The organism is Erwinia sp. MYb416 (genome assembly GCF_037479575.1).
GTDB classification, from domain to species: domain Bacteria; phylum Pseudomonadota; class Gammaproteobacteria; order Enterobacterales; family Enterobacteriaceae; genus Erwinia; species Erwinia rhapontici.
The window spans coordinates 63253-74503 of the sequence record NZ_JBBGYT010000441.1 but is presented as its reverse complement, the minus strand read 5'-3'; the positions used below and the strand labels follow the sequence as shown (position 1 = coordinate 74503).

Genomic DNA, 11251 nt, shown 5'->3' with positions numbered 1-11251 from the left:
CCTATCAGCTGGTATATATACCATCACCATAGGAGCGAGGCGCGCCTCGCCTAAGTCAAACGGGTCGGGCATGCCCGAGGCGGCCCGCCCCTGGGGTGACGGTGCCGGCGGTTTTTTAATATGTAGGGGTCAGGCATGCCTGACCCGGTTTCCCCACGCCTCAATTTCACCCAATGTGTTGGCGATCACATAACCCAACACTATTTTTATCTCACTGTTTTATAACGATTAAATTCCACTCCGTTTCTTTGACTTGTTCCCACCAGGCGCATAGGATTTATTTGGAACGATATTCCACATATTGAAATAAAGCCACCTCCGGGGAGAGACAGCAGTATGAGAATCAGCTATCAGCAGTTGAAACAAGAGTTCCTGCGGGTGTTACTGGCACGCGGCGTGGCGGCAGATAAAGCCGAAAGCTGCGCCACCCTGTTCGCCGACACCAGCGAGAACGGCGTTTACTCCCACGGGGTGAATCGTTTCCCCCGCTTTATCCAGCAGCTGGATGCCGGGCACATCGTGCCGCACGCCGAAGCGGAAAAAATCCTCTCGCTGGGCGCTATCGAACAGTGGGATGCCCACCGCGCCATCGGTAACCTCACCGCCCAAAGCATGATGGATCGCGCCATTGCGCTGGCCGACGACCACGGTATTGGGCTGGTGGCGCTGCGTAATGCCAACCACTGGATGCGCGGCGGCAGCTACGGCTGGCAGGCAGCGGAAAAAGGCTATATCGGCGTCTGCTGGACCAACTCCATCGCGGTGATGCCGCCGTGGGGGGCAAAAAACTGCGCCATCGGTACCAACCCGCTGATCGTCGCCGTGCCGGGTGAACCGATCACCATGGTCGATATGTCGATGTCGATGTTCTCCTACGGCATGCTGGAAGTGAATCGCCTGGCGGGCAAAACGCTGCCGGTCGACGGCGGTTTTGACAATGACGGGGAATACACCCGCGATCCCGCCACGATTGAAGAAAATCGCCGCATTTTACCCATGGGTTACTGGAAAGGGTCCGCCCTGTCCATCGTGCTGGATATGGTCGCCACCCTGCTCTCCAACGGTGCCTCCGTCACGGAAGTCACCGAAGACAACGGCGACGAATTCGGTATCTCCCAGGTGTTTATCGCCATTGACGTTGACCGTCTGATCGACGGCGCCACCCGCGACAGCAAGCTGGCACGCATCCGCGAGTCCATCACCGGAGCCGAGCGCGCCGATAGCCAGCAGGCCATCCGTCTGCCTGGCCATAAATTCCCCGGTATCCGTGCTGAGAACCAGCGCCTCGGCATTCCGGTGGATGAACGCGTCTGGGCACGCATCCAGGCACTGTAAGGGAGGAAACCGCATGATTTTTGGCCATATCAACAACACCGATGCCCACCACTATCCGCCGACGATTGCACACGCCATCGACTGGTTAGCCCGCCACGATCTGGCCAGCATGGCAGCCGGGCGCTATCAGGACGATCATACCGGCTGGCAGATACAGGTGCTGGATCTGCACACCGCTCCGCACGGCGATAACTACCCTGAGGCGCACCGCCGTTTTATCGATGTGCAGTACCTGGTGTCCGGTAATGAGCTGATGGGCGTAGCAACGGAGAAGTGTGAACCCGCTATCCACCAGCCCTATGACGACGAACGCGACATCATCTTTTACCAGGATGCCCCGCATGAAACCCTGGTGCTGATGCAGCCAGGCCATTTTGCGGTGTTCTTCCCGCAGGATATTCACCGTCCGAACTGTGCGGTGAATGCTCCCGAAGCCATTCGCAAGGTGGTGGTGAAGATCCCCACGGCCGATCTCGCTGACTAAAAGAGGATCACTATGAGCCTGACTTCCACATCGATCTCACGCGAAGGGATCCCTTCGCTGCGCTGGCTGCGGATCATTCCACCGATCCTGATCACCTGCATTATTTCCTATATGGACCGGGTCAATATCGCCTTCGCCATGCCCGGCGGGATGGACGCCGACCTCGGCATCAGCGCCTCGATGGCCGGGCTGGCTGGGGGGATCTTCTTTATCGGTTACCTGTTCTTGCAGGTGCCCGGCGGAAAGCTGGCGGTCTACGGCAACGGTAAACGCTTTATTGGCTGGTCGCTGCTGGCCTGGGCGGTGATCTCTCTGCTGACCGGGCTGGCGACGAATCAGTATCAACTGCTGGCGCTGCGCTTTGCGCTGGGGGTTTCCGAAGGTGGGATGTTGCCGGTGGTGCTGACCATGATCGGCAACTGGTTCCCCGATGCCGAACGCGGCCGTGCCAACGCCATTGTGATCATGTTTGTGCCGATCGCCGGGATCCTCACCGCCCCACTTTCCGGCTGGATCATTACCGCCTGGGACTGGCGCATGCTGTTCTTTGTGGAAGGCGTGCTGTCGCTGTTTGTCATGGGGCTGTGGCATTTCACCATCAGCAACCGCCCGCAAGAGGCGAAGTGGATCTCGCCCGCTGAAAAACAGTATCTGATCAAAACCCTGCACGACGAACAGCTGCTGATAAAAGGCAAAAACACCCGTAAAGCCTCGCTACGCCAGGTGATGAAAGAGCCGGTGATGTGGCGACTGATCATGGTGAATTTCTTCTACCAGACCGGGATCTACGGTTACACGCTGTGGCTACCCACCATCCTGAAAGGGCTGACCAACGGTAACCTGGAGCAGGTCGGTTTTCTGGCGATCCTTCCCTATGTCGGGGCGATCTTCGGTATGTTCCTGTTCTCATCGCTGTCCGATGCTACCGGGCGGCGCAAGCTGTTCGTCGCCCTGCCGCTGGCCGGGTTTGCCCTCTGCATGGCGCTGTCAGTCCTGCTGAAATCTCATATCTGGTGGTCGTACGCCGCGCTGTGCGGCTGCGGGTTCTTTATTCAGTCGGCAGCAGGGGTGTTCTGGAGTATCCCTCCCCGCCTGTTTAATGCCGAAGTGGCAGGCGGTGCGCGCGGCGTGATTAACGCGCTGGGTAACCTCGGCGGCTTCTGTGGTCCTTATATGGTCGGCGTGCTGATTGTCGCTTACAGCAAAGATGCCGGGGTTTACAGCCTGGCAATCTCACTGACGATTGCCTCGCTGCTGGCGCTGACGCTGCCTGCGCGTTGCGATGCACAAAACAGGGAGGCAGCATGAACTACTGGTTAGGGCTGGACTGCGGCGGCACCTTCATTAAGGCCGGATTGTATGACGCTGAAGGGCGTGAACGCGCGGTGGCACGGCAGACTCTGCCAGTGCTGGTGCCGGAGCCGGGGCGTGCAGAACGCGATATGCCGCTGCTGTGGCAGCAGGCTGCCCGCGTGATTGCTGAGGTGCTGCAAAACAGCGGGCTGGAGGCTACTCAGGTGGCAGGCGTGGGCATTTCCGCGCAGGGTAAGGGGCTGTTTTTGCTGGATAAACAGCAGCAACCGCTGGGCAACGGCATCCTCTCGTCCGATCGCCGGGCGCTGGCGCTGGTGCAACAGTGGCAGCGCGAAGGGATGCCGCAGACGCTCTACCCGGTGACGCGGCAAACGCTGTGGACCGGGCACCCGGTGTCGCTGCTGCGCTGGTTAAAAGAGCATGAGCCGCAGCGCTATGCGGCCATTGGCAGCGTGCTGATGGCCCATGACTATCTGCGCTATTGCCTGACCGGAAAACTGGCCTGCGAAGAGACCAATATTTCTGAATCCAATCTCTACGATATGGAGAAAGGTGACTGGTCTGCCGCCCTGGCGGACACCCTCGGCCTCGGCGATATTCTGCCTGCCCTGCCTCCAATTGTCGGCCCGACGGCCATCGCCGGAGAGGTGACAGCGGAAGCCGCAGCATTGTGCGGGCTGCGTGCAGGTACGCCTGTGGTCGGCGGGTTGTTTGATGTGGTGTCTGCCGCGCTGTGCGCCGGGCTGCATGACGATACCCGACTGAACGCGGTGATGGGCACCTGGTCGGTCACCAGCGGCATTACCGACCGCATCAGCGATGAAAGTGGCCATCCGTTCGTGTACGGGCGCTACGCCATTGAGGGGCAGTACATCATTCACGAAGCCAGCCCGACCTCGGCGGCCAATCTGGAGTGGTTCTGCCAGCAGTGGGGGATTGACGACTATGCACAGCTGAATCAGTGGGTCGCCGCTCTGCCCCCGGCACAAAGCTCGCTGTTGTTCCTGCCGTTCCTTTACGGCTGCAACGCCGGGGCCGACCTGCACGGCAGCTTCTTTGGTTTGCAGGCAGGCCATCAGCGCGGCCACCTGGTGCAGGCGATCTACGAGGGCGTGGTGTTCTCGCACCTCACCCATCTCAACCGCATTCTTACCCGCTTCCCGCAGGTCAGCGCCCTGCGCCTGAGCGGCGGGCCAACGCGTTCCGCTGAGTGGATGCAGATGTTTGCCGATGCCAGCGGGCTGCCCGTCGAGATCCCACAGATTGAAGAAAGCGGCTGCCTGGGGGCGGCGCTGGCGGCGATGACGGGCACCGGAGCCTGGACCTCCCTGCAACGGGCGCAGCAGGCACTGGCACCCGCCATCGTCAGCTATCAGCCGGACGCACAACGTCATGTGTTGTATCAGAAAAAATACCAGCGTTATCAGCAGCTACTCACGGCGCTGATCGCCGCACAAGGAGTCACACCATGAGTCATTCACGGGTTCCCCAGCTGCAGCTGGCGCTCGATCACACCCGGCTGGATGCCGCACTGGAGACGGCGCAGCGCCTGCATCAGCAGGTCGATATCGTGGAAGCAGGCACCATTCTCTGCTTCAGCGCCGGAATTGACGCCGTACGTCAGCTGCGCCAGCAGCTACCGGGGAAAACGCTGGTAGCCGATTTTAAAGTGGCGGATGCCGGGGCCACGCTGGCAAAACTGGCGTTTGAAGCCGGGGCCAACTGGATGACGGTGATCTGTGCGGCACCGCTGGCGACCTTTGCCAGCGCGCTGGAGGTGGCGCATCTGCACCAGGGCGATATCCAGATTGAGCTGTTCGGCAACTGGACGCTGGAAGAGGCTAAGCGCTGGCGTGAACTGGGGCTGACGCAGGCCATCTACCATCGTGGGCGCGACGCCCAGGCCAGCGGCCAGCAGTGGAGCCCGCAGGATCTGGACGCGATGAAAGCGCTCTCCGACCTGGGTTTTGCCCTGTCGGTCACCGGGGGGATCACCCCGGACGAGCTGCCGCAGTTTAAACAAATTGATGTGAAAGCCTTTATCGTCGGCCGGGCGCTCAGCGAAAGTGCCGACGGGCTGGCCACCGCCGCCGAGTTTCATCAGGCGATTGCCAACATCTGGGGACACTAACCATGCGCCAACACCCGCTGGGAATTTATGAAAAAGCCCTGCCTTCTCATCTGAGCTGGCCGGAACGCCTTGCCCTGGCGAAAGCCTGCGGCTTCGACTTCGTCGAGATGTCGGTGGATGAAACCGACCTGCGCCTGTCGCGCTTACAGTGGAGCAAGGAGCAGCGCCTGTCGCTGGTCAACGCGATGATGGAAACCGGGGTGACCATTCCCTCGATGTGCCTGTCCGGTCATCGCCGTTTTCCGTTCGGCAGCCGCGACCCGGCCATCCGTGAGCAGGCCTATAAGCTGATGGAGCAGGCGATCCAGCTGGCAAAAGACGTCGGCATCCGCACCATCCAGCTGGCGGGCTACGACGTCTACTACGAACCGCACGATGAAGGCACGGTGGCACGCTTTGCCGAAGGGCTGGCGTGGGCGGTGGATCGCGCCGCGGCGGCGCAGGTGATGCTGGCCGTCGAAATCATGGATACCGAATTTATGAACGCCATCAGCAAATGGAAACACTGGGATAAGCAGCAGGCCTCGCCGTGGTTCACCGTCTACCCTGATGTCGGCAACCTGACGGCCTGGGGCAACGACGTCGCCGCCGAACTGGCGCTGGGCATTGACCGCATTGCCGCTATCCATTTGAAGGATACCCAGCCCGTCACCGCGAGTTCGCCGGGGCAGTTTCGTGACGTGCCGTTTGGCGAGGGTTGCGTCGATTTTGTCGGCGTGTTCCGCACGCTGAAGCAGCTTAACTATCGTGGCGCATTCCTGATTGAGATGTGGACAGAAAAAGCCGAGGAGCCGGTGGCCGAGATCGTGCAGGCCCGGCGCTGGATTGAACAAAAAATGCAGGAAGGAGGCTTACAATGAGCTTATCAACGCTGAAACAGCAGGTTTTCGAGGCCAATCTGGCCCTGCCGCGCCACCATCTGGTGACTTTTACCTGGGGCAACGTCAGCGCCATTGACCGCAGCAGCGGGCTGGTGGCGATCAAGCCTTCCGGCGTGGAGTATGACGGCATGACCGTTGACGATATTGTGGTGGTGGAGCTGGAAAGCGGCCGCACGGTGGAAGGCAGCAAGAAGCCCTCTTCCGATACCGCCACCCACCTGGCGCTGTACCGGGCGTTTGCTGATATCGGCGGCATCGTGCACACCCATTCGCGCCATGCCACCATCTGGGCGCAGGCCGGGCTGGATCTGCCTGCCTGGGGCACCACCCACGCGGATTATTTCTACGGCACCATTCCCTGCACGCGCCTGATGACGCCACAGGAGATCGCTGAGGATTACGAACACAACACCGGTGAAGTGATTATCGATACGTTCCGCTCACGCGACATCAGCCCGACGGCGATCCCGGCGGTGCTGGTCAACGCCCACGGGCCGTTCGCCTGGGGTAGTAACGCGGATAACGCCGTACATAACGCGGTGGTGCTGGAAGAGATTGCCTATATGGGAATTTTCTCGCGTCAGCTGACGCCGGGGATGCGTGATATGCAGCAGGTGCTGCTGGATAAACATTATTTGCGTAAGCACGGGGCGGGGGCGTATTACGGGCAATAATGGCCTGCAATGGGCAGACCGGTAGTCCAGGGCGAGGCATGCCTCGCCCCTACGAGTTCCTGGCGCCCGGGGCGGGGGGGCCCCGCCCCACGAAAGCATGATGTGTCGCTCAGCCCGTTACGGCGTCAACTTCTCCACATCAACACTCCCCTGCTGATGCACCACGGCCTCATCCTTACGCACCTTCGCCACATCGCCGGCCGACACCACAGACGTTGCGGTATTGCCCCAGCTGGTGCGGATAAAGTTCACCACGTCGGCGACCTGCTGGTCGTTCAGACGCCAGCCAAACGCCGGCATGGTGATGGTGGTCGGTGCATCTTTCATACCCGGCAGCTGTGCGCCACTCAGCACGATATGGATCAGCGACGTGGGATCTTCTGCCAGCACCACCGGATTCCCGCGCAGTTCCGGGAAGAAGCGTTTATAGCCGCTGCCATCGGTCTTATGACAGGCCGCGCAGCTGTCGACATAGACCGACGCCCCGGTCTTGCTGTCATCGCCCTTCCACAGCGCTTTCGCAACGGTGTCATCCGGTGTGAAGCCCACCTGATTCGGATCTTTCGCGCCCAGCGACTTCAGATAGCGAGCAATCGCCGTCGCATCCTCTGGCGTCAGGTGTTGCAGGCTGTGCTGCACGACATCGGTCATGCCGCCGAACACCGCCGTATGATCGTTGCGCCCCATACGCAGGAACTGCACCAGATCATCTTCGCTCCAGCGGCCCAGGCCATCACGCCCGTCACCTCTGAGATTGCTCGCCGTCCAGCCGTCAATCGGTGCATTGCTGCCGGAAAGGAAGTCGCTGCCCTCATCATTGTTCAGCGCTTTTTCCTGCATGGTAATACTACGCGGCGTGTGGCAGGCACCACAGTGGCCCAGCCCTTCCACCAGATACTGGCCGCGCGCCAGCACCGCATCCTGCCCTTTGATCGGCTGGAACGCCTTCACATCCGGGGCAAATATTCCACGCCAGATCGCCAGCGGCCAGCGCATCGACAGCGGCCACGGAATGTCGCTCTCCTGATTCGCCTGTGCCACCGGCTTTACGCCGTGCATAAAGTAAGCGTACAGCGCCTGCATATCGTCGTCGCTGACCACCGCATAAGAGGGATACGGCATCGCCGGGTACAGCGTATCGCCGTTTTTCGCCACGCCATGACGTACCGCTTTCTGGAAATCGTCGTAGCTGTAACCCCCAATCCCACTCTGCTTATCCGGGGTGATATTGGTGGAGTAAATCGTGCCGATCGGCGTTGCCATCGGCAGCCCACCCGCGAACGGCTCGCCGCCCGCTTTGGTGTGGCAGGCCACGCAGTCCCCGGCACGGGCGAGGTAATCACCGCGTTGAATCAGGGCATCGTTGTTGTCGTCTGCCAGTGCGCTAAACGCCACCATGCCCGGCAACAGGGCAATAAGAAGTAACTTTTTCATCTGCTTATCCTTATGCCTGCACCAGTGGACCCGGGTTTTTCAGGTACTGTTCGCGAATCGCTTTCGCCGACCAGTAGGTCAGCGCTGCCACCATGCCGGTCGGGTTGTAGCCCAGCCCCTGCGGAAACGCCGAGGCACCGGGAACAAATACGTTCGGGACATCCCAGCTCTGGAGATAGCGGTTAATGGCACTGGTTTTCGGATCTTCACCCATGATCGCGCCACCGTTCATATGGGTGGTTTGATACACGGTGGTATCGAAGTGGTTTCCCGCCGCTTTCGGCGCACCACTGATCAGCTTAGGATTCATCGCTTCTGCAATCTTGTGCATCCGGCCATGCATAAACTGTGACATCTTGATGTCGTTGTCCTGCCAGTCAAAGGTCATACGCAGCAGCGGCTGGCCGTGCACATCCTTGTAGTTCGGATCAAGATCGAGGTAGTTATTGCGATAAGACTGATGTGCACCGTGGGCATCCATCGACACGTGGTGGGTATAGTGATCCGCCACCGCCGCCTTCCACTTGCTGCCCCAGTTCGGCGTGCCCGGAGGCGTTGGCAGGCCAGAAATCGGCTTCACGCCCGCCTGGTTAACCCACATTGGTGAACCGCCGACAAAGCCATATTTGGCATGGTCAAAGTTATCCGCATTGAAGTCATCCACGCCGACCCCCGCGCCACCGGCACCGATAAAGTTATTGGTGAAGACGTCTTTATCGAAGAACGCCTTAATGGTGGAGATGTTCTGGTAGGCAAAGTTGCGCCCGACGGTGCCTTCGTTAGTCACCGGATCGTACGGCTTGCCGATGCCGGACAGCAGCATCAGATGCACGTTATGGAACTGGAAGGCGGAGAGGATCACCAGATCCGCGGGTTGAACGTTCTCACGCCCCAGACCATCCACATAGGTCACCCCTGTGGCATGTTTCTTATCGTCGGTCAGATTCACACGCAACACATAGGCATTGTTGCGCAGCTCAAACTTCGGCTCCTGGCGCAGCGCAGGCAGGATATTCACGTTCGGTGAGGCTTTGGAATACATGTAGCAGGCATAACCGCTGCAATAGCCGCAGAAGTTGCATGGCCCCATCTGCGCACCGTAAGTATTGGTATAAGGGCCAGAGGTATTGGCCGAGGGCAGATCGTAAGGATGGTAGCCAATGCTTTCTGCCGCCTGGGCGAACAGCTGCGCGGAGTAAGTGCGCTTCTGCGCGGGCAGCGGGAAATCAGCGGAACGGTCCGGGGCAAACGGGTTACCTTTGCCGCCCTGGCCAACCACTTTGCCCTTCACACTCCACGCCGAACCGGACGTGCCAAACACGCGTTCGGCCTGATCGAAGAACGGTTCCAGCTCATCGTAAGTGACGCCGAAGTCCTGAATGGTCATGCCATCCGGGATAAAGTTTTTGCCGTAACGCTCCTCATAATGGCTACGCATGCGCAGTTCCATCGGGTCGACGCGGAAATGCACGCCGGACCAGTGCAGACCTGCGCCGCCGGTGCCGGTGCCGGGCAAAAAGGCCGCCAGCTGACGGTACGGCTGGGCGGTCTGCGCGGCATTATGACGAATGGTGACAGTGCTTTTTGACAGATCCTGGAACAGCTTTTTACGGATGTTATAGGTCAGTTCGTCAATCACCTGCGGATAGGCGCCATCTGGGTAGGTATCACGATGCGGGCCGCGCTCCAGCGCCACCACATTCAGACCGGCTTCAGTCAGCTCTTTCGCCATAATCGCCCCGGCCCAGCCGAAACCGACGATCACCGCATCCACTTTTTTCTGTTCGTTTGCCATGGTTATGCTCTTTCCCCGCGAATTGATACCGGCGGCAGCGTGTAGCGCTCGCCGCGTTCTACCCAGTCCATAAAGTCGGCGCGTGCGCCTGGGAAGTTAATCAGCTGCCAGCCGACCAGGCCCTGATTACCACCGTGGATCGGGTCGCTGAAGAAGCCTTCGCGGGTGTTTTGTAACAGGAAGGAGAAGAAGGTTTTGGCCGGGACCTGGGGCAGTTCAACGCTGCCCGCTTCCAGCGCCTGTAACAACGCATCCTGCTGCTCGCCGCTCAACTGCGCGAACACGTTGCCGTGCTGCTGTTTCGCCAGCGCATCGGCGTCGGCCAGGCCAAGACGGTAGATCTCACGCGGCGTCAGCGGCAGCTGATAGCCCAGCGTTTTATCGGCATCCGGATGGAACGGTCCCTGCATATACCAGTTGCTGCCCGTGGCGTACGGGGTGTTCATCTGGCGGTCAATGTACTCGGGAACACCCGCTTCCAGCGCTCCGGGGCCACGCTCATCTGCCGGGATCAGTCGTGCGGCCGCCGCCTGAAGGAAAGCGTACTCTTCCGGGGTAAACCAGGTGGGCTGATAGTCGCGTGCTTTATGTGGCCCGGTGGCAGCGGCTTCTTTCGCCACCGCAGGAGCGACGGCGGCCAGTGACCCCAGCCCTGCGGTGCCAATCGCCATCGCCGGGGCGAGGGTAATGGTTTTCAGCAGAAAATCCCTGCGTGTACTGCCTGTTTTTTGCTCTGACATGACATTGCCTTCTCAAACGCTCGCATCGGCGATCGTAAAAATGGGGGTCGGATGATTTCTTAGTCACATGTAGTGTAGGGGTATTCTACTGTCCCGGCGGTTTAGGCTGTTATTGTTACCGGTAACAATACTCCCTACTTTAACAGTAATACGCACAAGGTGTGAGGGGATAGAAACAAAAAGGCACAATTTCATTAACAAATTACGTAGCAGGCAGAGGGCGAGGCATGCCTCGCCCCTACGGAGAATGACGTTGTGAACAGGGTTATGCCGGGCGTGGCGTGCCTCGCCCCTACGGAGAATGACGTTGTAAACGGGGTTATGCCGGGCGTGGCATGCCTCGCCCCTACGGAGAATGACGTTGTGGACAGGGTTATGCCGGGCGTGGCGTGCCTCGCCCCTACGGAGAATGACGTTGTGGACAGGGTTATGCCGGGCGTGGCGTGCCTCGCCCCTACGGAGA

The 11251-nt window shown here is 59.9% G+C and carries 10 protein-coding genes; 7 read left to right on the top strand and 3 right to left on the bottom strand.

What is annotated here, in order from left to right; all coding sequences use genetic code 11:
* The first annotated feature begins 336 nt into the window (after positions 1-336).
* The 7 genes from yiaK to araD are packed head-to-tail and all read left to right on the top strand — an operon-like array spanning position 337 to position 6819.
* Complete coding sequence (gene yiaK, locus WH277_RS23775; RefSeq protein ID WP_133842616.1) at positions 337-1335, top strand: 3-dehydro-L-gulonate 2-dehydrogenase; 999 nt, start codon at positions 337-339, stop codon at positions 1333-1335.
* 13 nt (positions 1336-1348) lie between these two features.
* Positions 1349-1819: a YhcH/YjgK/YiaL family protein gene (locus tag WH277_RS23770; RefSeq protein WP_133842617.1), complete on the top strand. Its 471-nt coding sequence runs from the start codon at positions 1349-1351 to the stop codon at positions 1817-1819.
* 12 nt (positions 1820-1831) lie between these two features.
* Entirely contained in the window at positions 1832-3127 is a 1296-nt protein-coding gene (locus WH277_RS23765) for an MFS transporter (RefSeq protein ID WP_133842618.1), read from the top strand.
* Complete coding sequence (locus tag WH277_RS23760) at positions 3124-4605, top strand: FGGY-family carbohydrate kinase (protein WP_339507191.1); 1482 nt, start codon at positions 3124-3126, stop codon at positions 4603-4605. Before WH277_RS23765 ends, WH277_RS23760 begins: the two co-directional genes overlap by 4 nt.
* Complete coding sequence (gene ulaD / locus WH277_RS23755) at positions 4602-5264, top strand: 3-keto-L-gulonate-6-phosphate decarboxylase UlaD (protein WP_212813372.1); 663 nt, start codon at positions 4602-4604, stop codon at positions 5262-5264. Before WH277_RS23760 ends, ulaD begins: the two co-directional genes overlap by 4 nt.
* Before the next feature lie 2 nt (positions 5265-5266).
* Entirely contained in the window at positions 5267-6124 is an 858-nt protein-coding gene (locus WH277_RS23750; protein ID WP_133842621.1) for an L-ribulose-5-phosphate 3-epimerase, read from the top strand.
* Entirely contained in the window at positions 6121-6819 is a 699-nt protein-coding gene (gene araD / locus WH277_RS23745; protein ID WP_171149298.1) for an L-ribulose-5-phosphate 4-epimerase, read from the top strand. Before WH277_RS23750 ends, araD begins: the two co-directional genes overlap by 4 nt.
* A gap of 117 nt (positions 6820-6936) precedes the next feature.
* Here the strand turns inward: araD and WH277_RS23740 are convergent, their stop codons facing one another.
* From WH277_RS23740 to WH277_RS23730, 3 genes are read right to left on the bottom strand one after another with little or no spacing between them, the layout of a single operon-like run.
* Positions 6937-8253, bottom strand: a complete 1317-nt coding sequence (locus tag WH277_RS23740) for a cytochrome c (protein ID WP_159336763.1) — start codon at positions 8251-8253, stop codon at positions 6937-6939.
* Between the two features lie 10 nt (positions 8254-8263).
* Positions 8264-10048, bottom strand: a complete 1785-nt coding sequence (locus WH277_RS23735; RefSeq protein ID WP_339507183.1) for a GMC family oxidoreductase — start codon at positions 10046-10048, stop codon at positions 8264-8266.
* A 2-nt stretch (positions 10049-10050) separates the two neighbouring features.
* On the bottom strand, positions 10051-10788 hold the full coding sequence (locus tag WH277_RS23730) for a gluconate 2-dehydrogenase subunit 3 family protein (RefSeq protein WP_133842625.1): 738 nt from the start codon (positions 10786-10788) through the stop codon (positions 10051-10053).
* Between the last annotated feature and the right edge of the window lie 463 nt (positions 10789-11251).